This is a genomic window from Streptomyces sp. NPDC015242, from assembly GCF_043079125.1.
In the GTDB taxonomy this organism is placed as follows: Bacteria; Actinomycetota; Actinomycetes; order Streptomycetales; family Streptomycetaceae; genus Streptomyces.
Genome location: NZ_JBIBUF010000001.1, coordinates 694,860 through 717,149, shown reverse-complemented (window position 1 = coordinate 717,149; position 22,290 = coordinate 694,860). Strand labels below are relative to the sequence as shown.

The window sequence follows — 22,290 nt, the reverse complement described above, 5'->3', positions numbered from 1 at the left end:
TCACCACCGCCCGGGCGCGCTCCCGGTGATCGCCTCCGACGGGGTGCCGTCCACCCCGGCCGGCACGTCCCCGGCGAGCATCACGCGGTGCATGATCCGCGGATGGCCGAGGTGGGCGGTGTCGCCGGGGGCCAGGTGCATGGTGGCGCGGTTGTCCCAGAAGGCCACACTGCCCGGCTCCCACCGGAACCGGACGGTGTACTCGGGCCGGACCGCCTGCTCCAGCAGCAGCTCCAGGATCGCGCCGCTCTCGGGCCGGGAGAGGCCGGCGATCTGCTCGACGTAGTAGCCGTTGACGTACAGGATCCGCTCGCCCGTCTCGGGGTGGACGCGCACCAGGGGGTGCAGCGAGGCGACCTGGCGGTCCAGCAGGTGACGGACGTAGGCGTCGTCGCCGGGCCGGGGCTGGTAGCCGACGCCGAGCCGGTGCTCGGCCCGCAGCCCGTCGACGAACGCACGCAGGGGCGCGGAGAGTCCGGCGTACGCGGCCGCCAGGTTCGCCCAGGTGGTGTCGCCGCCGTAGGGCGGGACGGTCTCGGCGCGCAGGATCGTCGCGGCGGGCGGGTCGACGCGGGCGCCGTGGTCGCAGTGCCAGCCGCGCAGCAGGGTGTGGCGGCGGCGCCGCAGCCACTCGTCGTGCTCCATGCCGAACCGTCCGCCCAGCTCCAGCCGGTCGGCGGTCGTCTCGATCTCCGGGAAGTCCGGCGGCGAGGCCGTGCCCCGGCGCGGCAGCACCACCGGCTCCCCGAACCGCCGCGCGAACGCCACGTGCCCGGCGTGGTCCAGCCGCTGGCCGCGGAAGAACACGACCTTCCACCGCAGCACCGCCGCCCTGATCGCGGCGACGACGGTGTCGTCGAGCTCGCCGGCCAGGTCGACGCCGTGGATCTCGGCGCCGATGTACCCGGCGACGGGCTTCACCTCCACCCCGGCCTCCCGCGCCGCCTCGTCCGTCGTCCGGCTGTCCGTCGTCATGCGCACTCCGCTGCTCGTGTGCCAGGTCCGTCCCGGAGATCGTGACAGCGTTCCCCGCCGGTGGCGACACCGCCTCACACGGTGAACTCCCGGATCACGACGTCCCGGAACACCGCCCGGCCCTCCGTGGTGAACAGCGCGAGCCCGGTGTCCACCAGGTAGGGGAAGACCGCCGACGAGTGCGTGTACCGGCCGTCGTCCACGAACATCTCCACCGACGTGCGGTCCACCAGGATCCGCAGCCGCACCGCGCGCCGGGCCGGGTCGAAGGGGCTGCGGCTCTCCTGGAAGCGGCCGGTCATGTCGGGGGACACCGAGGGGCGGCGGTTGAGGAACGCGTAGTCCCGGTGGATGCCCGCGTCGATGTGCCGCACCCCGTCCGGGGAGCGCCGCAGTTGCAGCCCGGCTCCCGCGAGTGCGTCCCAGGTGATCTCGCAGCTCACTTCGTAGGCGGTGCCGCGGTGGTCGAGGAGCCGGGTGCCCTCCACCGCCAGGTCGCCGAGCCGCACCGTGCGCGTCACGTACCGGTCGAGCGCGGCGACCGGCCGGGAAGCGAGGTGGTACGTGCCGTCGCTTCCGCGCTTCAGGGTCACCTCCCGGACGATCGAGTCCGTGCCGTTGAAGCCGTCGCTGTCGATGGTGGGCGTGATGTGGGCGTAGTCCCAGTTGTTGAGCCAGCCGATCGCGTACCGCGTTGCTTCGTCCACCGTGCCGTCGGCGGCGTGCTTCTCGAAGGTGACGGCCCCGTACCAGTCCCAGCCGTGGTCGAGCCACTGGGGCTCGGCCGCGTCGGCGGTGAAGGCGGTGCCGTCGAAGGTGCCCGTCCAGTAGGCGTAGGTGTTCGGCAGCCCGGCGCCCTTGCCGTTGGCGCTCACGCCCAGCACCCACTTCACCGTGCCGTCCGCGGCGCGGATGCGGAACAGGTCGGGGCACTCCAGCACCCCGATGCCCTGCCGCACGAATCCGCTCACGTACGTCCAGGACCTGAGGTCGGTGGAGTGGTAGAAGCCCACCTTGTCGTTCTCGGCGAGGGTCATCACCCACCGGCCGCGTTCCTCGTCGCGGATCACCTTCGGGTCGCGGAAGTCGCGCACGCCGGGGTTGGGCAGCACCGGGTCGGTGCCGTGCGGGGCGAACGTGCGGCCGCCGTCGGTGGAGTAGTACAGGTACTGGGCCTGGTCGGCCGGACCGTCGTGCGGGGACATGGTCGCCAGGACCACCACCGCGCCCGCCCCGAAGCCCGCCGTGTCGCCGCTGTCGACCACCGCCGAGCCCGACCAGACGTCGCCGTTGGGGGTCGTGTCCTTGGGCACGGCGATCCCCCGGTCGGTGAAGGAGACCAGGTCACGGCTGGTGGCCAGCCGCCAGGCGGTGCCGATCTCACCGGCGAGGTAGTCGGCGTTGTGCAGGTAGTAGTAGTGGTACTCCCCGTCGATCCACACCGGGCGCTGCGGATCGTTCTTCCACTGGCCGGGGACGGTGAAGTGGTACGCGGCGCGGTAGCTCGCGCCGGCCGTACGGGGCTTGGCCGCGGCCGGGCCCGCCGTGGGCAGCAGGGCTCCGGCGGCCCCCACGGCCGACCCGGCGAACAGCGCTCTCCTGGTGATCCCGCCCATCTCACACCTCAGTTCCTCGCGTCGGAAACGGTGGCTCACGGGTTCAGAACTTTCGAACCTAACTCGTTAAAGGTCAAGCGGTCGCGCGCCTTGACAGCACCTCGCCGCGCTCACATCATCTGGGGCATCACCCCACGGCTAACACGAGTTAGGCCCCTGACACGATGACCGACTCGCACCTCACCCGCCGCGCCCTGTTGCGGTACGGCGCCTACGGCGCGGGGGCCGCCGCCCTGGCCGGCACCGCCGCGAACTGGGACCGGCTCACCGGAGCCGACATCCCCGGCCGGGACGACGGCTCCCTCGTCGTCGCCACGCTGGGCCCCGCCTACGGGCCGGAGGCCATCCGCACGCTCCAGGAGGGCTTCGCCGAGCTCCACCCCGACATCCGGCTGCGGATCAACGCGGTCCAGGCCGTCGACTGGTCGGACTTCTTCGCGAAGATCCTCACCCAGGTCGCCGCCGGTACCGCCCCCGACCTCGTCTACGTCGCCACCGAGGGCGTGCAGCTGTTCGCCCGGCGCCTCGGTGTGGCCCTGGACAGGTGGGTGAAGCGGGACGCGGCCGAGCTGACGGAGTACTTCGCCGACGTCCACCCCTCGCTGGTGGAGTCGATGATGTACGAGGGCAGCCTGTACCAGCTCCCGGTGGAGTTCAACGCGGCCGACATGTACTTCAACCGGCAGGTCCTGCAGCGGGCGGGCGCCGCGTTCCCGCCGGCCGACTGGACCCGCGACGACTTCACGGCGCTGCTGCGGGACATGAAGAGGACGGGCGGCGCGCGCTTCACGCCGTACTTCTGGACCAACCGGCTCTGGGGCGGCGTGGTGCCCTGGCTGTTCGCCAACGACACCAACCTGCTCGCCGAGTCCAAGGCGCCCGGCGGCCGATGGCTGTGGGACGGCTTCTACCCGGCCGGGCAGCGCGCGGGCCGCGGCGGCGGCTTCCGCTGGACGACCCCGCAGGCCACGCACGACCGGGTGGAGGAGGTCTACGACTATCTGGCCTCGCTCATCCAGGACGGTCTGTGCACCCGCCCCGAGGGCGGCAACGGCCAGAACCTCATCGGCGTGTTCTCCACCGGCCGGGTCGGCGTCACCCCCGCGGGCGGCTTCTGGGCGGGCGGCCTGCACCTGGCCGGCATGGAACGCGACGGCTTCGACGTGCAGTACTTCCCGCGCTGGCGCACCCAGCGCATGCAGTACGGGGCGGCCGGCTACGCGCTGCTGCGCACCTCGACGATGCAGGACGAGGCGTGGGAGTTCATCAAGTACGCCGCCCGCAAGGACACCCTGGAGCGGCTGTTCGCCACGAACCAGACGACCCCGGCCCGCCGCTCGCTGCTCACCGCCGACCGGTACGAGAAGACCGGCCCGGCGCACTGGCCGGTCTTCTACGACACCCTCGACCGCTTCCCCGACACCGGGCCGATCCCGGCGCCGCCGCAGGTCGCCGAGGTCGAGCAGGTGCTGCTGAAGCACACGGGCACGGCGCTGGCCTCGCCGCGCTCGGTGCGCCCGGCGCTGCGCCGGATGCAGGGCGACCTGGAGAAGGCCATGGAGCGTGAGGTATGACGAACACTCGGATCCCGCCCGCCCGGGCCGCGCGCCCCGGGCCGTCCCCGTCCCCGGCGCCGGGGCGACCCCCGGCCCGCGACCGCGGCACCCGGCTGCTCGCCACGCTGTTCCTGGCCCCGACGATCGTCGGCATCGTCGTCTTCACGGTCGTGCCGATCGCCGGCTCGGTGGTGCTGAGCCTCTTCCACTGGAACGTGATCGACTCCCCGTCGTACGCGGGATTCTCCCACTACGGCGACGTGTTCGGCGACGAGACCGTGCTGGTGTCCTTCCGCAACACGCTGGTGTTCATGGTGCTCGCCGTGGCGCTGCAACTGCTCGTCGCGCTCACGCTCGCGCTGGCCGTGAACGGGCGCATGCCGGTGTGGCTGCGGTCGGTGTTCCGCTCGGCCTTCTTCTTCCCGCTGGTGCTGTCCGCGGCGTCGATCTCGGTGGTGATGAAGTACCTGTTCAACCAGGACTTCGGAGTGATCAACTGGCTGCTCGGCTTCGTCGGCATCACCCCGGTGCCCTGGCTGACCTCGGAGCACGCGGCCATGGCGACCGTGGTCCTGGTCTACGTCTGGCAGCAGTTCGGCTTCTCGTTCCTGCTGTTCGTCGGCGGCCTGAACAACATCCCGAAGGAGATCCACGAGGCCGCCGCCCTGGACGGCGCGACCGGCCTGCGCAAGCACCTCAGCGTCACCCTGCCGCTGCTGTCGCCGACCCTGCTGGTCGCCTCCGTCGTCGGCATCATCAACGCGCTCCAGGTCTTCGAGCAGCCCTACGTCCTCACCAACGGCGGCCCGGGCGACTCCACCCGCACGGTCGTGATGGTCATCTACGAGACCGCCTTCGAGCAGCTGCGCTTCGGCGAGGCGTCCGCGGTGGGTGTGCTGCTGTTCGTCCTGATCATGGCGGTCACCGCCCTCCAGTTCCGGCTCAGCCGGCGTTTCGTCCACTACCAGTGAGCCGGGTGAGTCCTGTCATGAGTCAAGCAACCCTGTCCTCCGGACGCCTGCGGCACGGACTGGCGCCCTGGGCGCGGATCGCCGGGCTGGCCGTGTGCGCCCTGCTCACGCTCGGCCCGGTGGTGTGGACGGTCTCCACCTCGCTGCGCACGCCGGCCGAGGCGTTCGACCTGCCGCCGCAGCTCATCCCGGCCAACCCCTCCGCCGAGGCCTACCGCGGGGTGTTCGACCAGATCGACGTCTGGCTGCTCGCGCTGAACTCCACGCTGGTCACCGGCCTGATCGCGGCCGGCCAGATGGTCACCGCGGGCCTGGCCGGATATGCCTTCGCGCGGCTGGAGTTCCGCTTCAAGAAGCCGCTGTTCGGCCTCGTCCTGGCCACGATGATGGTGCCGTTGCAGGTCACCATCGTGCCGGTGTTCCTGGTGCTGAAGTCGATGAGCCTGACCGACACCCTGCTCGGTCTGATCATCCCGGCGTTCCCCACCGCCTTCGGCACGTTCCTGATGCGGCAGTACTTCCTCGGCATGCCCAAGGACCTGGGCGAGGCGGCGATGCTGGACGGGGCCGGGCCCTGGCGGACCTTCCGGTCCGTGTACGCCCCGCTGGCCGCGCCCGGCCTCGCGATCGTCGGCGTCCTGGCCTTCAACTACCACTGGAACGAGTTCTTCCGGCCGCTGATCCTGGAGACGTCGGGCCAGAACTACACGTTGCCGCTGGGGCTGGTCTCCCTCCAGGGCAACCTCGGCACCGGCTCCATCTCCGTCGTCCTCGCCGGTGTCGTCCTGTCCATGATCCCCGCCGTCGCCGTGTTCGTCGTCGGCCAGCGCCCTCTGCGTGAGGGCATCACCTCCGCTGGAGTCAACCGTTGAGCCTCGCCGCTCCCCCGCAGGACCCGCACGCCCCGCGCTTCCGGGTCCGCCCGCCCGCCCACTGGATGAACGACCCCAACGGGCCGTTCCGCTGGCGCGGCCGCTACCACCTCTTCTACCAGCACAACCCGGACGCCCCGGTGCACGCCAACGTCCACTGGGGTCATGCCTCCAGCTCCGACCTCGCGCACTGGGAGCACCACCCGATCGCGCTCACCCCGACCCCGGGCGGCCCGGACGAGGCGGGCTGCTGGTCGGGCTGCACGGTCGACGACGGGGGCGTGCCGACGGCCGTCTACACCGGCGTCGACCGGCACCACACCGGGCTCGGCACGATCTGCCTGGCCCGGGCGGCCGACCCGGACGACCCGCTGCTGACCGAGTGGGTCCCGCTGCCCACGCCGGTGGTCACGGGCCCGCCGGAGGGCCTGGACGTGGTGATGTTCCGCGACCCGTTCGTCTTCCGGCACGCGGGGCGGCGCCGGGCGCTGGTGGGCGCGGGACACGCCGACGGCACCCCGTCGGTGCTGCTGTACGACTGCGACGACCTGACCGACTGGCGGTTCACCGGGGTGCTCCTGGACGGCCGTGACCCGGTCGCCCGGGCGGCGTTCGGGGACCGGGCCACCGGCTGGGAGTGCCCGCAGCTGTACGCCGCGGGCGACGGCGCGTGGGTGCTGGTGCTGTCGCTGTGGGACGGCCGTCCGTGGACCACCGGGTACCTGACGGGCCGTCTGGACGCGGAGATGCGCTTCTCGGCACGCGCGGGCGGCCGCCTCGACCACGGCCGTGACTTCTACGCCCCGGCCGTGCTCCAGGAGCCGGACCGCGCCCTGATGTGGGGGTGGTCCTGGGAGGCCCGGGAGCAGGACGGCACGGACTGGGCCGGCGTCCTCACCGCCCCCCGGGTCGTCGGTGTCCACGCCGACGGGGCGCTGCGGGTCAGCCCGGCCCCGGAACTCGACCGGTTGCGCGCCGGTGAGCCGTTCGTCACCGCGCCGGGCCGGGCGGCGCTGCCCGCGGCGTACGACCTGACGGTGACGGCGCGCGGCGAGACCACCGTGAGCCTGCTGCGCTCGGCCTCGGGCGCCGAGCTGACGGTGCGGCTGGACCCGGTCGCGGGCACGGTGACGCTGGACCGGGACGCCTGGCCCCGCCAGGAGGCCGGAGCGCCGGTCGTCGTCCCCGTGCCGCGGGGCGAGGAGCTGACGGTACGCGTCCTGGTCGACGGCTCCCTGTACGAGCTGTTCCTCGGCGACCGGGCCACGGTCACCGAGCGCGTCTACCAGCGGGCCGACGATGTCAGGCAGTTGGGCGTGACGGGGCCCGGCGCGGCCGTCACCGGGTGGGAGCTGGTCCCACCGACGCGCGGCTGATCACCGGGCAGGCCAGGCGCCGCACGGTCGCGGGCGGCGTCCGGCCGGTGCCGATCGCGTCCAGCAGCAGCCGCGCCGCGGTCTCCCCCATCGCCCGGTGGGGCAGGGCGACGGTGGTCAGGGGCGGCGCGAGGTGGGCGGCCATGTGCTCCTGGTCGTCGTAGCCCACCACCGACAGCTCGCCCGGGACGGAGATCCCGAGCCGGGTCGCGGCGTGCAGGACGCCCGCCGCGACCCGGTCGTTGTACGCGAAGATCCCGGTGGGCCGCCGCTCGGCGGGTGCCCTGTCGAGCAGCCGTGTGGCGCCCTCGTGGCCGCTGGAGATCTCCCCGCCCGTGCGGACCACCCAGTCCCTCGGCACGGTGATGCCCTCGGCGCGCAGCGCGTCGCGGAAGCCGCGCAGCCGCTCCACGGAGGCGATGTCGTCCTGCCCGCCGACGAGGGCCACCCGCCGGTGCCCCTGTTCGAGCAGCAGCCGGGCCGCCGTCCGGCCCCCGGCCCGTTCGGCGGGGACGACGGCGGGCAGCGAGTCGTCCTCGGGCAGGCAGTTGGCCAGCACGGAATGGGTGCGGTGCAGGCCCTCGGGGACGCGGACGCGGCGCAGGGACATGGCCGCGTAGATGATGCCGTCGACCCGCCGGTCGAGGAGCTCGGCGACGGCGGCGTCCTCCTTGGCCGGGTCGCCGCCGGAGTCGACGGTGAGGACCAGGTGCTCGCCGGCCCAGGCGGTGTCCATGGCGCCGCGCAGCAGGCGCCCGGCGAAGGGCGAGGAGGCGATCTCGTCGGTGACCAGGCCGATCACGGCCGTACGGCGGCTGCGCAGGCCACGCGCGACGGGGTCGGGCCGGTAGCCGAGCCGGGCGGCGGCCTGGCGGATGCGCTCCTGGGTGGCGGGCGAGAGGTTGCCGTCGGCCCGGCCGTTGAACACGAACGACACCGCGGTGTGCGACACGCCGGCGAGCCGGGCGACGTCCCGTGAGGTGGGTCGTCCCGGTCCCGCCGCCGTCTTCTCCTCGGCACCGCCCATGCCGTCCGCCGCCCTCGTCCCCCAGCCGTCCGGTTGATCATTGCTCACCCTATCCGTGACGCTGGAGGGACGACACAGTCAACGGGAAGGTCCCACGGTGATCAGCATCCCGACACACACCCTGAACGACGGTACGACGCTCCCCGCCCTGGGCCTGGGCACCTGGCCGCTCGGCGACGACGAGGCGCAGCAGGCCGTCCTCACGGCCCTGGAGGCGGGCTACCGCCTGATCGACACGGCGGCGAACTACCGCAACGAGACGGGGGTCGGCCGGGCCGTGGCCTCCGGCGTGGTACCGCGCGAGGAGATCGTCGTGACGACGAAGCTCCCGGGCCGCCACCACGGCTACGCGGAGACCCTCGCGTCCTTCGAGGAGTCCCGGGCCCGCCTCGGCCTGGAGTACGTCGACCTGTACCTCATCCACTGGCCGCTGCCCCGCGTGGACCGGTACGTCGACTCCTGGAAGGCCATGATCAAGCTGCGCGAGGACGGGCTCGTGCGGTCGATCGGCGTCTCGAACTTCACGGCCGCGCACATCGAGCGGCTGGAGAAGGAGACCGGGGTGCTGCCCTCCGTGAACCAGATCGAGCTGCACCCGTTCCTGCCGCAGGACGAGCTGCGCGCCTTCCACGCGGGCAAGGGCATCGTCACCGAGAGCTGGAGCCCGCTGGGCCGGGGCACGCCCCTGCTCCGGGACCCGGCGGTGACACGCATCGCCGAGGCGCACGGGGTGAGCGCCGGTCAGGTCGTGCTGCGCTGGCACACGCAGCTGGGCGCGGTGCCCATCCCGAAGTCGGCGAGTCCCGAGCGGCAGCGCGCCAACCTCGACGTGTTCGGCTTCGAGCTGAGCGCGCAGGAGATGGCCGCGATCGCGGACCGGGAGCGGCGGCGGGTGGGCGGCGACCCCGAGGTGCACGAGGAGTTCTGACGGGTACCCGGGGCGCGCGAGGAGGGAAGGAGCCGCAGGTGGCCGGACGGGACCCGCTGCGGGAGCACCGCGGCAAGCGCGACTTCGGGCGGACCGGCGAGCCCCGGGGCGGTGACGGCGCCTCCGGCGACCGGCCCCGGTTCGTGGTGCAGATCCACGACGCGAGCACGATGCACTTCGACTTCCGGCTCCAGGTCGGGGACGTGCTGAAGTCCTGGTCGGTCCCCAAGGGCCCGTCGGCCGACCCGAAGGACAAGCGGCTGGCCGTGCCCACCGAGGACCATCCGCTGGAGTACGAGGAGTTCGAGGGCGTGATCGCCCGCGGCGAGTACGGCGGCGGCACCGTCATCGTCTGGGACCACGGCACGTACGAGCCGCTCAGCCACGATCGCGAGGGGCGGCCGGTCGGCTTCGCGGAGTCGCTGGAGCGCGGGCACGCCACGTTCCGCCTGAACGGATCGAAGCTGCGCGGCGCGTACGCCCTGACCCGGTTCCGCGGCGAGCGGCGCGGTGACGGCGAGGAGGCGTGGCTGCTGGTGAAGCGGGCCGGCGGCGGCAGCGGACAGGGCGCCCCGGACCCGCGCCGGGCCCGGTCCGCGAAGACCGGCCGCACCCTCGCCCAGGTCGCCTCGGACGCGGCGCGTCACTGAGCCGGGGCTGTCGGCCCGGACGCGCCGGGGCGGCACCGTCCGCCGCGATGATCACGGCGGGGGCCGCGTGACGGTGTCAGTCCCGCAGAGCCCTGAGCGCGGCGAGCGCCCGGTCGGCGTGCGCGTTCATGCGCAGTTCGCTGCGGACGACCTCCAGGACGGTGAAGTCCTGCGCTATGACGAACGTGGTGCGTCTGGTGGGGGCCAGGGAGAAGCCGCGCTGCACTCCGAACCGCTCGCGGACCGTGCCGTCGGCGTCGGAGAGCAGCGGCATGCCGAGGGCGTGCCGCCCGGCGAACTCCTGCTGCCGCTCCACGTCGTCCCCGCTGACGCCGACGGGGCGCGCGCCCACGGCGGCGAACTCGGCGGCGAGGTCCCGGAAGTGGCAGGCCTGGGCGGTGCAGCCGGGCGTGAGGGCGGCCGGGTAGAAGAAGAGCACGACCGGCCCGTCGGCGAGCAGCCCGGACAGGGTGCGTTCGGTGCCGGTCTCGTCGGGCAGGGCGAAGTCTGCGACCTTGTCCCCCGCCTCGACGCGGGCGGTCACGACCGGCCCTCCGCGCCCCGTGCCACCGCGCGGGCCCACAGCACCAGGGGCACCTGCAGGGGCAGCCGGCCGAAGGCGGCGGCCTTCTGCGGGGTGGGGCGGTGGCGCCAGTCGGCGGCCATCTTCACGTTGGCGGGGAACACCCCGACGAAGAACGCGGCCGTGGCCAGCGCGGCCGTCCTGCGGGTCCGCGGCAGGGCGAGGCCGGCGGCCAGGGCGAGCTCGGCGGCGCCGCTGACGTACGTCCAGGTCCGGGGCCTGCCCGGCAGAGCGCTCGGGACGATCGCGTCGAACGGGCGCGGTGCGGCGAAGTGGGCGGCGCCCGCGGTGGCCAGCAGGCCGGCGAGCAGCAGGGGCGAGCGTTCGGACCGGGACACGGTTCCTCCTCTGGGGGCCTGCCGCGCGATATTACTGGACGGTAGGCCCGTCAGTTCTCCCGGCCCCGCGCACGCCGGTGCCGAGCACCCGGGGTGGTGCCGAAGGAGCGGCGGTAGACGTCGATGAACGCGCTGGCGGAGGACCAGCCGCAGCGGTGGGCGACGGTCGTGACGGGCAGGCCGTCGGCCAGCATCCGCAGGGCGTGGTAGAGCCGCGACTGGGTGCGCCACTGCGGGAAGGTCATGCCGAACTCGGCGCGGAAGAGCCGGCTGAGGGTCCGCTCCCCCACGCCGGTCGCGGCGCCGAGCGCGGCCAGGGTGCGCACGTCGGCCGGATCGGCGTGCACGAGTGCGCAGACGGCGGCCAGCCGGGGGTCGGTGGGGACCGGCAGCCGCAGCGGCTGCTGTGGGGACAGGCGCAGCTGGTCGCAGAGCACGGCCCGCAGGCGCCGCCGCGCGGGGCTGTCGTCGCCCGGGTCGCGGGTGTGGGCGAGGATCAGTTCCCGCAGCAGAGGGCTGACGGTGAGGACGGCCGGCCGGTCCAGGCCGAGGGGGTTGGCGGCGGCGGGCAGCCCGACCAGGCGCAGGTCGAGGCGGCCGTGGGCGCGGTGGGCGTGCACGGTGCCGGCCGGGATCCACAGGGCACGGGTGCCGGGAGCGAACCAGGTGCCCGCGTCGGTGGTGACCTCGACGACGCCGGAGCCCGCGTAGACGATCTGGTGGTCGTCGTGCCGGTGGGCGTCGATGCGGTCGCCGGAAGTGAGCCGCTGGGCGCGGGTCGGCGCCGCCGGGGCGTGGCGGATGTGCGACACAGTCGGGCAGATTATCGGAAGCGCGCCGCGGTGCACACGGAGCACGATCGCCGGGTGAGCACTTCACGACAGAACCGCCGACCGCGCCGGCCCGTCCTCTGGATGTCCCTGGGCCACGGCTGCGTGGACGTCTACCAGGGGATGGTGGCCGCCCTGGTGCCCTGTTTCGTCGCCGAGCGCGCTTACTCCTACGCCGCCGCCTCCGGTGTCGTCCTGGCGGCGTCTCTGTTGTCGTCGCTGGTGCAGCCGCTGTTCGGGGCGCTGGCCGACCGGTGGGCGATGCCGTGGCTGCTGCCGCTGAGCGTCCTCACGTCCGGGGCGGGCAGCGCGCTGAGCGGGGTGACCGGCTCCTACGCGCTGACCCTGGCGGTGGTCGCGGTGTCGGGGGTGGGAGTGGCCGCCTACCATCCGGAGGCCGCCCGGGTGGCGCGTGCGGTGGCGGGCGGCCGGCACACGGGGATGAGCTGGTTCTCCTTCGGTGGCAACGCCGGTTTCGCGCTGGCGCCCCTGCTGGTCCTCGCCGTCGTGGCGGCGGGCGGGCTGCGCGCCTCTCCCCTGCTGGCCGTGCCGGCGGTGCTCGGCGCCGTGTGCTGCGCGGTGGCGGTGCGCGGGGCCGGCCCCGGCGGCGGGGGTGCGGGGCCGCGGGCCGCCGCCGGCCGGGACGACCTGGCGTCCTTCCTGCGGCTGTCGGGGGCCGTGGTGTGCCGGTCGGTGGTGTTCGTCGGCCTCGGCGCGTTCATCTCGCTGTACGTGCGCCAGCGCACCGGCGGCGGCGAGGCGGCCGGCACGGCGGCACTGTGCGTCCTCTACGCCGGGGGTGCGGCGGGAACGCTCGCCGGGGGCCGGCTGGCCGAGCGGTACGGGCGGATGACCGTGGTCCGCCGGTCGTACGCTCTGACGGTCCCGGCCGTGGCGGGGCTGGTGCTGGTCCCCGGGCCGCCCGTGTACCTGTTCGCCGCGCTGACGTCGGCGGCCCTGTACGTGCCGTTCTCGCTGCACATCACCCTGGCCCAGGACTTCCTGCCGCGGCGGACGGGCACCGCGAGCGGGGTCACGCTGGGCCTCGCGGTCAGTGCGGGCGGACTGGCGGCTCCCGCGATCGGGGCGCTGGCGGACGCGACCTCCCTGTACACGGCCCTGCTGCCGTTGATCGCCCTGCCCGCGCTGGGGCGGCTGCTGCTGTGCGGGCTGCGCGAGCCGGAGCCGCCGCGGGGCGTGACCGGCCGGCGGGCGGATCCCCGGTCCCCGGCGGCCCGCCGCTGATGTCCCACCACCGCGGACCGGCGCCCTCGGTGCAGGCGTCGGGACCGGGCGCACGCCCGCCGGCTCCGGACCGCCGCGGCCGGGGGAGCTAGCGGCGAGGCCGGGCGCGAAGCCCTCGCACGTGACCGCCGGTTCACCGTCGCGTCCCGCCCGCCGGGCAGATCGCGGTCGGCGCCGTTCAGGGGAAAGACGCCGCATCCGCGCGTGATCGCGTTCCGGGCCGTCGACAAGTCAACCCGTGGACCTGCCGCTGATCCCGCCCATGCTCGCGACCTCCGGTTCCCTGCCGCCTCCCGCCCAGGACACGCGCTGGGCCTACGAGACCAAACAGGACGGGCAGCGGGTGGTGGTCTACCTCCCCGGCGACGGCAGTGTGCTGCTGCGGGCGCGCTCCGGTGACGAGATCACCGGCGCCTATCCCGAACTGCGGCCGCTGGGCACCGCCCTCGGCTCCACGCCCGCCGTGCTGGACGGGGAGGTCCTGGCCCTGGACGCGCAGGGCCGCGCGTCCTTCCAGTTGCTGCAGTCCCGCATGGGCCTCGCCCACGCCCCCGCCCGGGCCGCGCGGCGGGCCGTGGAGGTGCCGGCCCACCTGGTGCTGTTCGACGTGCTGCACCTGGCCGGCCGGTCGCTGCTGCGCCTGCCCTATACGCGGCGCCGCGCGGCGCTGGAGGACCTGGGCCTCACCGGACCGTCCTGGTCGACCCCCGCGGCGATCGTCGGCCACGGCGCCGAGGCGCTGCGCGCCACCCGGGAGCACGGGCTGGAGGGACTGGTCTGCAAGCGGCTCGACTCGGTGTACGAACCGGGCGTGCGCTCCCGGGCGTGGATCAAGATCCGCAACATGCGCACCGAGGACGTCCTGGTCGGCGGCTGGCAGCCCGGCAAGGGGCGGCTCACCGGACTGCCGGGCGCCGTCCTGGTCGGACAGCGCGCCGCGGGACGGCTGCGCTACGTCGGGAGCGTGGGCACCGGCTGGAGCGAGGCCGAGCGCACGGAGCTGGCCGGGCTGCTGGCGGCCGCCGCCACCGGCGTCTGCCCCTTCGAGCCGGCTCCGCGCGCTCCGGGCGCGCACTGGGTCGTGCCCCGGCTGGTCGGCGAGGTCCGCTACAGCACCCGCACCCGGGAAGGGCTGCTGCGCCAGCCGTCCTGGCTGCGGCTGCGGCCGGATCTGGCCCCGGAGGAGGCGGCCGCCGACATCCCGGACGACCTGGTCTGAATCGCCGCCGGAAGCCCCAACTATTGGGCTGCGATTCACCGTTGGGACCTCCCGCCCCTCTTGGCATGGACGCGTTCAGCCTGGAAGCTGAACCTCCCTTTCCCCCACAGCCGTTCGGCTGCGCCCAAGAGGAGGACGCAGTGTCGTCACGCCCGTTCGCATCGCGCAGGAGATGGCTCACCGGGGCAGCCGGTGCCGCCGTCCTGGTCCTCGCCTTCCCCGCCACGGCCTTCGCCGCCCCGCCACCGGCCCTGCCCGCCAACGCCGAGTCGCTGGAGCGGACGTACCAGCCCGCCTACGACTACGACACCGACGGCTGCTACTCCTCGCCCGCGATCGGCCCGGACGGCGTCGTCAACGGCGGGCTCAACCCGACCGGCGCGCTGAACGGCAACTGCCGGGACGCCTCCGACCTCGACAACACCAACGGCTACTCGCGCTACAAGTGCAACAACGGCTGGTGCGCGATCCTCTACGCCCTGTACTTCGAGAAGGACCAGGCCCTGGCGGGCAGCAGCATCGGCGGGCACCGGCACGACTTCGAGCACGTCGCCGTGTGGGTGCAGGACAACCAGGTCAAGTACGTCTCGACCTCCAACCACGGCTCGTTCACCGTGCACGCGGCGTCCTCGGTCCGCTTCGACGGGACGCATCCGAAGATCGTCTACCACAAGGACGGCATCAGCACGCACTGCTTCCGTCTGGCCAATTCCAACGACGAGCCGCCGGAGAACCACAAGGGCACCTGGCAGTACCCGCCGCTGGTGGGCTGGAACGGCTACCCGGCCGGGGTGCGCGACAAGCTCACCTCGTACAACTTCGGCAGCGCCAACTTCGGCCTGAAGGACGCGAGCTTCGCGGGCCACCTGGCCTCGGCCAAGCCCTCGGGCATCGCCTTCGACCCGTACGCGTGAGACCAGCGGGCCCGTCCGGGGATCCCCCCTCCGGGCGGGCCCGCGCCACGGCCGCACGCGCGGCGGGCCCGAGATCACCGCCCCCTCCGAACTGGCGTACGCCGTGGGGCGGTCGGGGGAGGTACGGCACGGGCCCGCCCCCGGGAGGGCTATCGTGTCCGCATGTCCGTCCCCGAACTGATCCGCATCGTCTCCCGCGACTCCCCCATGGCCCTCGCCCAGGTGGAACGCGTCCGGACCGAACTGGCCGCCGCCCACCCCGGAGTGCGCACCGAGGTCGTCCCGGTGAAGACCACCGGCGACAAGTGGATGGGGGACCTGTCGAAGGTCGAGGGCAAGGGCGCGTTCACCAAGGAGGTCGACGCGGCGCTGCTGGCCGGTGAGGCCGATCTCGCGGTGCACTGCGTGAAGGACGTGCCCGCCGACCGGCCGCTCCCGGCGGGGACGGTGTTCGCCGCGTTCCTCGAACGGGACGACATCCGCGACGCCCTGATCCACCCCGGCGGGCTCACCCTGGACGAACTGCCGGCCGGGACCCGGATCGGCACCTCCTCGGTACGCCGGGTCGCCCAACTGGCCGCGACCCACCCGCACCTGGAGTGCGTGCCGTTCCGCGGCAACGCCAACCGGCGCCTGGCCAAGCTGGAGGCCGGCGAGGCCGACGCCCTGCTGCTCGCGGTCTCCGGCCTGGAGCGCATCGGCCGCTCGGACGTGATCAGCGAGATCCTCTCGACCGAGACGATGATGCCCCCCATCGGCGCGGGCGTCCTGGCCCTCCAGTGCCGCGAGGACGACACCGACCTGATCGACGCGGTCAGCGGCCTGGGCGACCCGGACACCCACCGGGAGATCACCGCCGAGCGCATGTTCCTGCACGTGCTCCAGGGGCACTGCAACAGCCCCATCGCAGGCTTCGCGCGCGTGGACCGCAGCGGTGAACTCTCCCTGCGGGCCTGCGTGTTCACCCCCGACGGCAAGACCCGCCTGAACGCCCACGAGTGGGCGGGGCGGCTCGACCCGGCCACGCTCGGCACCTCGGTCGCCGTGGCCCTGCTGCGCCAGGGTGCCCGCGAGATCATCGACGGCATCCCGCACTGACGCCCGCGGCGCCCCCGCGCCGGATCAGGCGGTGCCCTCCTCCGCCTGCTCCCGCAGGAAGACGCTCACCTGGTGCGCCAGACTGTCCCGGACCGCCCCCTGCTGGGCCTCCGGGAGCGCCCCCTGCGCGCCGATGGAGCCGGACCACATCCGGCGCGCGGTCCACTCCTCCTCGACCCGCAGCTGGACCTGGACGTCCACCAGCCCCAGGGACGCCTCGGCGCCGGCCGCGTACAGCACGGCGGTGACCCGGCGCAGCGGATAGACGTCGAAGCCCTCGATGAACTGGGAGTTGCGCCAGTCCAGGAAGGCGCTCTCGCCGTCGGGGCCGACGCGGACGTCGATCTGACCGTCCTCCAGGTGGACGCCGAGGTGCCGGCTGCCCCGGTTCTCGACGGTGACGCGCAGGCAGAAGTACGTCAGCCCGTCGGCGGCGTCGTCGCGGCCGCGCGGCGGCTCGGCCAGTTCCAGACGGTGGACGCGGACCCGCAGACCGGCATGCTCGTCGTACTCCTGCCAGTCCCCGACCACGTTCGGCTCGTACACGCTGCACCTCTCGACCTCTGGAAGCTGCTTCCTATCTGTGGCCCGAGCGCACTGTCAAATGAGCAGAATGCGCTGTGGCCAGGCAGTTCATCCCATTTGATCGATGATCAAGCCGTGCCCAGCGGTTATCCGGGAGCGACGGGAGAAAGCGCTTGCTCAGGCGTGCCGCACATCACTTCCAGGAGTGAAGATCACCGGTGCGCGGCGGGCCGCGCCGGAGGCGGGAGGAGAAGTCGGCGCGGCCGCGGTGGCGCCAAGGACACCCAGATGCCGTATTGTCGGAATTGTTTCGTTATGCCCCTGCCCGGGAATGGGCAGGGAAGTGCTTCGGACAGGAGGCACGTCCGTGGGAGCCGGTCGACCGGGCCCCGGGTGCCCCCTGAGGTCCGCGTCCGCGCCTCCCATGGTGACCGTCCCTTCCGCACCTGCTCAGGGAGGTGCGCACCATGCGTATCGCCGGCAGCACCCGAACGCACCCCCACGACGACGCCCCCGACACCGCCGAGGCGTTCGCGCGCCTCGTGCGGCTGCCCGACGGGCCCGAGCGCAAGGCACTGCGCGACGAGCTGGTCGAGGCCTGGCTGCCCATGGCCGAACGGATAGCCGTCCGCTTCCGCGGCCGCGGCGAAGCCCTGGAGGACCTGTACCAGGTGGCGGCCCTCGGCCTCGTCAAGGCCGTCGACCACTACGACCCGGCGCGCGGCAACGCCTTCGAGGCCTACGCCGTGCCGACGGTCACGGGCGAGATCAAACGCCACTTCCGCGACCACATGTGGACCCTGCACGTGCCGCGCCGCGTCCAGGACCTGCGCAACCGCGTGCGGCACGCCGTCAAGGAGCTGTCGCAGACCACGTCCGGCCGCTCCCCCACCGTCGCCGAGATCGCCGAGTACGCCCAGCTCACCGAGGGCGAGGTGCGCACCGGCATGGAGGCGCTGGAGTGTTTCTCCGCGCTGTCGCTGGAGGCGGAGATGCCCGGCACCGACGGCTACGCCCTGGGCGACGCGATCGGCGCGCCCGACCCGGCCTTCGACACCGTCGTCAACCGGGTGGCCGTCCGGCCCTGCCTGCAGGCGCTGCCGGAGCGCGAGCGGGTCATCCTCTACCTGCGGTTCTTCAAGGGCATGACCCAGAGCCGCATCGCCGAGCAGCTCGGGATCTCGCAGATGCACGTCTCCCGGCTGCTCAGCAGCTGCTTCGCCCATCTGCGGGAGGAACTGCTCGCGGAGCCCCGCGGCGAAGGACGGGGACCACTGGGCGAGGACTGAGGGAGCCGGTGCGCCGCCGGGGCGGGGTCACGCCTTCGGCGGTGCTCCCGGCCTGCGCGGCGTCTGCGGCGCCGCTCCGGGGATCTGGGTCGGCCCCGCCCGGTCCAGCGCGTCCTCCAGGGCGGCCCGTATCTCTTCGGGCATCAGACCGGTGCGGCCCCAGACCAGGATCAGTTCCGCGACGTTGCGCAGCTTGATGTTGGTGTGCTGGGAGACCTCCTTCAGCACGTCCCACCCCTGGTCGGGCGAGACCCGGCCGAGCGCCACGACCATTCCGATCGCCTGGTCCACGACAGCGTGGGAGACCACCGCCTCCTTCAGCTGCTGGATCTCCTCCTGCAGTGCGAGGATCCGCTCCGAGCCCCCGTCCGTGGGCATGGTCACCTCCGGGTCCGGTGCGCCGCTGTCCTGATGGCCTCACCGAGTGCTTGAGTGCCTTGACGCAGTGTCCGACCCCTCCATCGTCGTCACTCGGCCCGCCCGGTGCCACCGGGGCGGAGCAGCCGGTTCCGGATCCGTTTCGGCACCGCCGCCGGGGTACTCGACAGGCGGCCACAACGGTCCCGGCTGGACACTGGTGTCATTCCCCGGTGGCTGCCAGGCCGACGAGATCAGGACGCGACTGCCATGAACCACGACATGCCCACCCCCTCCGGCACGAAGGACGTGCTCTCCTCGCACTCCGTGTTCGGGGCGCCCTGCTGGGTGAGTCTGACCAGCCGCGACGTCAAGGCGACCGAGGAGTTCTACGGTGCCGTGCTGGGCTGGCAGTGGCGGCCGGCCAAGCTCGGCGACCGGTTCCGGATCGCGCTGGTGGACGACTCGCCGGTGGCCGGGATCGCCGGGGTGGCGACGATGTGGCAGATGGCCGTGGCGTGGACACCGTACTTCGCCGTGCGCAGCGCGGACGAGGCGGCGGCGCGGGTGCAGGAGCGCATGGGCACGACCGCGGTCGGCCCGATCTCCCTGCCGCCCGGGCGTGCGGCCCTGCTCGCCGACCGGGACGGGGCGACCTTCGGGATCTGGGAGGGCGATCTCTTCACCGACTGGGAGACCTGGCGCAACGCCCAGCCGGCCTTCATCACGCTGCACACCAGGGACGCCTTCGACGCGGCCATCTTCTACGGCGAGGTCCTGGACTGGGCGTCGGGGCGTCCCGGCTGCTGCGAGGTCCACTACGAGGGCGGCGAGGTCGTGCTGCGCAGCCGCGGTGACGTGGTGGCGCGGATCGAGTCGGGCGCGCTGGAGGCGGCCCCCGATCCCACGATCCGGCCGCACTGGCAGGTCCACTTCTTCGTCCAGGACGTGGAGGCCTGTGCCCGGGCCGCGGAACTGCACGGAGGCAGTGTGCTGTCCAAGGGCGGTGACGAGGCGGTGCTGCGCGATCACGACGGCGCCCAGTTCACGGTGACCGCGCGCGGCGACCGCTGACCCCGCGGACACGACACAGCCACAGGCCCCGCGGACCTTTCGGTGCGCGGGGCCTTTCGGGCTGGGGTCAGGCGGTGGTGCCGTGCCCGTGCGTGATCCGTGAAGGGCGGGAGAGCAGGATCAGGCTGCGGGCCCCGACCGTCAGGCCGGTGCCCGCCTTGTGCTCCGACTCGTCGGGCGTGCCCTCCGGGTCGGCGGTGTCGATCAGGGCCGTCCAGCGCTCGCCGTAGGCGGCGTCCGGGAGGCGGAAGCCGACCGGCTCCCAGTGGCTGTTGAGCAGCAGCAGGAACGAGTCGTCGACCACCGGGCGCCCGCGCGGGTCGGGCTCGGCGATGGCGTCGCCGTTGAGGAAGACGCCGACGGAGTGCGCGTCGCCGCGTTGCCAGTCGTCTTCGGTCATCTCGCGGGCGTCGGGCGCCAGCCACACCAGGTCGGGCAGCGGCTGGTCGGCGCGGGTCAGGGTCTCGCCGAGGAAGAAGCGGCGCCGGCGCAGCACGGGGTGGTCCGTGCGCAGCCGGATGACGTACCGGGTGAACTCCAGCAGGTCGCGCTGTTCCCGGGTGAGCCGCCAGTCGATCCAGGAGATCTCGTTGTCCTGGCAGTAGGCGTTGTTGTTGCCGCGCTGGGTGCGCCCGAGTTCGTCGCCGTGGCAGATCATCGGGATGCCCTGGGACAGGAGCAGCGTCGCGAGGAAGTTGCGCTGCTGGCGGCCGCGCAGTTCGAGCACGGCCGGGTCGCGGGTCGGGCCCTCCGCGCCGCAGTTCCAGGACCGGTTGGTGCTCTCGCCGTCCTGGTTGCCCTCGCCGTTGTCCTCGTTGTGCTTGTCGTTGTAGGAGACGAGGTCGTGCAGCGTGAACCCGTCGTGCGCGGTGACGAAGTTGACGCTGGCGCGCGGGCGGCGCCTGCTGTGCTGGTAGAGGTCGGAGGAGCCGGTCAGCCGGGACGCGAACTCGCCGAGCGTGTGGTCCTCGCCGCGCCAGAAGTCCCGCACCGCGTCGCGGTACATCCCGTTCCACTCCGACCACAGCGGCGGGAAGTTGCCCACCTGGTAGCCGCCCTCGCCGACGTCCCACGGCTCGGCGATCAGCTTGACCCGGCTGATCACCGGGTCCTGCTGGATCAGGTCGAAGAACGCCGACAGCCGGTCCACCTCGTGGAACTGCCGGGCCAGGGTGGCCGCCAGGTCGAAGCGGAAGCCGTCGACGTGCATCTCGGTGACCCAGTAGCGCAGCGAGTCCATGATGAGCTGCAGGACGTACGGGTGGCGCATCAGCAGGCTGTTGCCGGTGCCGGTGGTGTCGTAGTAGTGCTCCCAGTCGCCGTCGACCAGACGGTAGTACGAGGAGTTGTCGATGCCGCGGAAGGACAGGGTGGGGCCCAGTTCGTTGCCCTCGGCGGTGTGGTTGTAGACCACGTCGAGGATCACTTCGAGTCCGGCCTCGTGCAGGGTCTTCACCATCTGCTTGAACTCGGTGACCTGCTGGCCCCTGGTGCCGTGGGCGGCGTAGCCGTTGTGCGGCGCGAAGAAGCCGATGGTGTTGTAGCCCCAGTAGTTCGACAGGCCCCGGTCGTGCAGCACGCCGTCGTGGACGAACTGGTGGACCGGCATCAGCTCCACCGCCGTGACGCCCAGCGAGGTGAGGTGCTCGACCACCGCGGGGTGCGCCAGCCCGGCGTAGGTGCCGCGCAGTTCCTCGGGCACCTCGGGGTGGGTGCGGGTGAGGCCCTTGACGTGCGCCTCGTAGATCACCGTGTCGGCGTACGCGCGGGAGGGCCGGCTGTCGTCGCCCCAGTCGAAGGCGGGGTCGGTCACCACGCCGAGCATGGTGTGCCCGGCGCTGTCGGCCGGGTCGGGGCCGTCCGGGTTGCGTTCGTAGAGCGAGGGGTGGTTGTCGATCTGCCCGTCGACGGCGCGGGCGTACGGGTCGAGCAGCAGCTTGGCCGGGTTGCAGCGGTGGCCCGCGGCCGGGGCCCACGGCCCGTGCACGCGGTAGCCGTAACGCCGGCCGGGGCCGACCCCGGGGAGGTAGCCGTGCCAGACGAAGCCGTCGACCTCGTTCAGCGGCACGGCGGTGTGGGTGCCGTCGTCGTCGACCAGGATCAGCTCGACCCGTTCGGCGACCTCGCTGAAGAGCGCGAAGTTGGTGCCCTCCCCGTCGTAGGCCGCACCCAGGGGGTAGGGGCGGCCGCTCCACGCGGCCACCCCTTTCCGTGTCTGCCGCCGGGTCACCGGGCGTCCTCCAGGACCTCGTCCGGGAGGACGGCGGGGCCGGCCAGTTGCGTGACGCGCACTTCTCGGGGCACTTCGAGGCCTTCGCTCTCCTGCGGGGCGGGCGCGGTCGGCACCAGCGGGACACGCTCGCCGGCGCGGGCGCGCTGCGAGAACCAGATGACCTTGCTGCCGGTCTCGGTGGCGCAGCAGCCCCACCCGTCGCTCACGGCGGCCAGGTGCTCCAGGCAGCCGCGCAGTTCCTGGTCCGGGCGCAGTGCCCGGTCGTTGTCCCCGATGGCGGTGATCAGGTGCTGCCCGTTCCACCACATCTCGATCGACGTCTTCTTGTCCGTGGCGTGTTCGTCGATGGCCTTGAGCAGCATCTCGGCACCGCCGCAGACGGGCTGGACCAGGTTGTCCAGATCCCAGAACCTCAGGTGAGCGGCCAGAATGCGGCTGACCTGTCCCACCCGGTCCGGGCTGACTTCCACGTCGAGGTGGTAGTAGCAGGGCACTGCGGTCTTCATCGGTCGGCTCCTCACCGCGAAGCTCAGCTCCTCCTCGTTCCCGCGGTCCTGCGGGACGAGCCCCGAACACGGAACGTGAGCACGTATCGCTTCTGAGTCACCCTCAGC

The 22,290-nt window shown here is 73.0% G+C and carries 22 protein-coding genes; 12 read left to right on the top strand and 10 right to left on the bottom strand.

The window, feature by feature from the left end:
* On the bottom strand, positions 1-975 hold the full coding sequence (locus tag ACF07N_RS03265; RefSeq protein WP_383585498.1) for a TauD/TfdA dioxygenase family protein: 975 nt from the start codon (positions 973-975) through the stop codon (positions 1-3).
* Between the two features lie 74 nt (positions 976-1,049).
* Complete coding sequence (locus ACF07N_RS03260; RefSeq protein ID WP_392107677.1) at positions 1,050-2,591, bottom strand: glycoside hydrolase family 32 protein; 1,542 nt, start codon at positions 2,589-2,591, stop codon at positions 1,050-1,052.
* Between the two features lie 164 nt (positions 2,592-2,755).
* On the opposite strand from ACF07N_RS03260, the gene ACF07N_RS03255 reads away from it, so the two are divergent.
* Genes ACF07N_RS03255 through ACF07N_RS03240 form a run of 4 tightly spaced genes read left to right on the top strand, consistent with a single transcriptional unit; the run spans position 2,756 to position 7,366 of the window.
* Positions 2,756-4,165 (top strand): extracellular solute-binding protein, encoded by a 1,410-nt coding sequence (locus ACF07N_RS03255; RefSeq protein WP_392107674.1) that lies wholly within the window; start codon positions 2,756-2,758, stop codon positions 4,163-4,165.
* The gene (locus tag ACF07N_RS03250; RefSeq protein ID WP_392107671.1) at positions 4,162-5,118 is read left to right on the top strand and encodes a carbohydrate ABC transporter permease; all 957 of its coding nucleotides are present in this window, start codon (positions 4,162-4,164) and stop codon (positions 5,116-5,118) included. The genes ACF07N_RS03255 and ACF07N_RS03250 overlap by 4 nt, the downstream gene beginning before the upstream one ends.
* Before the next feature lie 17 nt (positions 5,119-5,135).
* Positions 5,136-5,990 carry a carbohydrate ABC transporter permease gene (locus ACF07N_RS03245; protein ID WP_383585489.1) on the top strand — a complete coding sequence of 285 codons (855 nt, stop codon included), beginning with the start codon at positions 5,136-5,138 and terminating at the stop codon, positions 5,988-5,990.
* Complete coding sequence (locus ACF07N_RS03240) at positions 5,987-7,366, top strand: glycoside hydrolase family 32 protein (RefSeq protein ID WP_392107667.1); 1,380 nt, start codon at positions 5,987-5,989, stop codon at positions 7,364-7,366. Before ACF07N_RS03245 ends, ACF07N_RS03240 begins: the two co-directional genes overlap by 4 nt.
* On the opposite strand, the gene ACF07N_RS03235 is transcribed toward ACF07N_RS03240, so the two are convergent.
* On the bottom strand, positions 7,329-8,393 hold the full coding sequence (locus ACF07N_RS03235) for a LacI family DNA-binding transcriptional regulator (RefSeq protein ID WP_392108766.1): 1,065 nt from the start codon (positions 8,391-8,393) through the stop codon (positions 7,329-7,331). The genes ACF07N_RS03240 and ACF07N_RS03235 overlap by 38 nt on opposite strands.
* Positions 8,394-8,490: 97 nt before the next feature.
* Here ACF07N_RS03235 and ACF07N_RS03230 point away from each other — a divergent pair, with 97 nt between their 5' ends.
* Both ACF07N_RS03230 and ACF07N_RS03225 read left to right on the top strand, forming a co-directional pair.
* Positions 8,491-9,321, top strand: coding sequence for an aldo/keto reductase (locus ACF07N_RS03230; RefSeq protein ID WP_392107664.1), 831 nt, complete (start codon positions 8,491-8,493; stop codon positions 9,319-9,321).
* Positions 9,322-9,359: 38 nt separating this feature from the next.
* Positions 9,360-9,971: a DNA polymerase ligase N-terminal domain-containing protein gene (locus ACF07N_RS03225; protein WP_392107661.1), complete on the top strand. Its 612-nt coding sequence runs from the start codon at positions 9,360-9,362 to the stop codon at positions 9,969-9,971.
* A 76-nt stretch (positions 9,972-10,047) separates the two neighbouring features.
* On the opposite strand, the gene ACF07N_RS03220 is transcribed toward ACF07N_RS03225, so the two are convergent.
* From ACF07N_RS03220 to ACF07N_RS03210, 3 genes are read right to left on the bottom strand one after another with little or no spacing between them, the layout of a single operon-like run.
* Positions 10,048-10,515, bottom strand: coding sequence for a peroxiredoxin (locus tag ACF07N_RS03220; protein ID WP_392107658.1), 468 nt, complete (start codon positions 10,513-10,515; stop codon positions 10,048-10,050).
* Positions 10,512-10,892 (bottom strand): DoxX family protein, encoded by a 381-nt coding sequence (locus ACF07N_RS03215; protein WP_383335752.1) that lies wholly within the window; start codon positions 10,890-10,892, stop codon positions 10,512-10,514. Before ACF07N_RS03215 ends, ACF07N_RS03220 begins: the two co-directional genes overlap by 4 nt.
* Before the next feature lie 50 nt (positions 10,893-10,942).
* The gene (locus tag ACF07N_RS03210) at positions 10,943-11,704 is read right to left on the bottom strand and encodes an AraC family transcriptional regulator (RefSeq protein ID WP_392107655.1); all 762 of its coding nucleotides are present in this window, start codon (positions 11,702-11,704) and stop codon (positions 10,943-10,945) included.
* 102 nt (positions 11,705-11,806) lie between these two features.
* Here ACF07N_RS03210 and ACF07N_RS03205 point away from each other — a divergent pair, with 102 nt between their 5' ends.
* From ACF07N_RS03205 to hemC, 4 genes are all read left to right on the top strand, one after another.
* On the top strand, positions 11,807-12,967 hold the full coding sequence (locus tag ACF07N_RS03205; RefSeq protein WP_392108763.1) for an MFS transporter: 1,161 nt from the start codon (positions 11,807-11,809) through the stop codon (positions 12,965-12,967).
* A 238-nt stretch (positions 12,968-13,205) separates the two neighbouring features.
* A complete protein-coding gene (gene ligD, locus ACF07N_RS03200; RefSeq protein ID WP_392107652.1) occupies positions 13,206-14,186 on the top strand; it encodes a non-homologous end-joining DNA ligase in 981 nt (326 codons plus the stop codon).
* Between the two features lie 140 nt (positions 14,187-14,326).
* On the top strand, positions 14,327-15,100 hold the full coding sequence (locus ACF07N_RS03195) for an NPP1 family protein (RefSeq protein ID WP_392107649.1): 774 nt from the start codon (positions 14,327-14,329) through the stop codon (positions 15,098-15,100).
* Positions 15,101-15,262: 162 nt separating this feature from the next.
* Positions 15,263-16,198: a hydroxymethylbilane synthase gene (hemC, locus tag ACF07N_RS03190; RefSeq protein WP_383335748.1), complete on the top strand. Its 936-nt coding sequence runs from the start codon at positions 15,263-15,265 to the stop codon at positions 16,196-16,198.
* A gap of 24 nt (positions 16,199-16,222) precedes the next feature.
* Here the strand turns inward: hemC and ACF07N_RS03185 are convergent, their stop codons facing one another.
* Positions 16,223-16,744 carry a hypothetical protein gene (locus ACF07N_RS03185; protein ID WP_392107646.1) on the bottom strand — a complete coding sequence of 174 codons (522 nt, stop codon included), beginning with the start codon at positions 16,742-16,744 and terminating at the stop codon, positions 16,223-16,225.
* 446 nt (positions 16,745-17,190) lie between these two features.
* Here ACF07N_RS03185 and ACF07N_RS03180 point away from each other — a divergent pair, with 446 nt between their 5' ends.
* Positions 17,191-18,012: an RNA polymerase sigma factor SigF gene (locus ACF07N_RS03180; protein ID WP_383335746.1), complete on the top strand. Its 822-nt coding sequence runs from the start codon at positions 17,191-17,193 to the stop codon at positions 18,010-18,012.
* Between the two features lie 27 nt (positions 18,013-18,039).
* Here the strand turns inward: ACF07N_RS03180 and ACF07N_RS03175 are convergent, their stop codons facing one another.
* Positions 18,040-18,390, bottom strand: a complete 351-nt coding sequence (locus tag ACF07N_RS03175; protein ID WP_383335745.1) for an ANTAR domain-containing protein — start codon at positions 18,388-18,390, stop codon at positions 18,040-18,042.
* 249 nt (positions 18,391-18,639) lie between these two features.
* On the opposite strand from ACF07N_RS03175, the gene ACF07N_RS03170 reads away from it, so the two are divergent.
* Positions 18,640-19,443, top strand: coding sequence for a VOC family protein (locus tag ACF07N_RS03170; RefSeq protein WP_383335744.1), 804 nt, complete (start codon positions 18,640-18,642; stop codon positions 19,441-19,443).
* Positions 19,444-19,510: 67 nt separating this feature from the next.
* Here ACF07N_RS03170 and glgX read toward each other — a convergent pair whose 3' ends face one another.
* Both glgX and ACF07N_RS03160 read right to left on the bottom strand, forming a co-directional pair.
* Positions 19,511-21,673 (bottom strand): glycogen debranching protein GlgX, encoded by a 2,163-nt coding sequence (gene glgX / locus ACF07N_RS03165; protein ID WP_392107643.1) that lies wholly within the window; start codon positions 21,671-21,673, stop codon positions 19,511-19,513.
* Positions 21,670-22,182 carry a pep a2 gene (locus ACF07N_RS03160; RefSeq protein ID WP_383335742.1) on the bottom strand — a complete coding sequence of 171 codons (513 nt, stop codon included), beginning with the start codon at positions 22,180-22,182 and terminating at the stop codon, positions 21,670-21,672. Before ACF07N_RS03160 ends, glgX begins: the two co-directional genes overlap by 4 nt.
* Between the last annotated feature and the right edge of the window lie 108 nt (positions 22,183-22,290).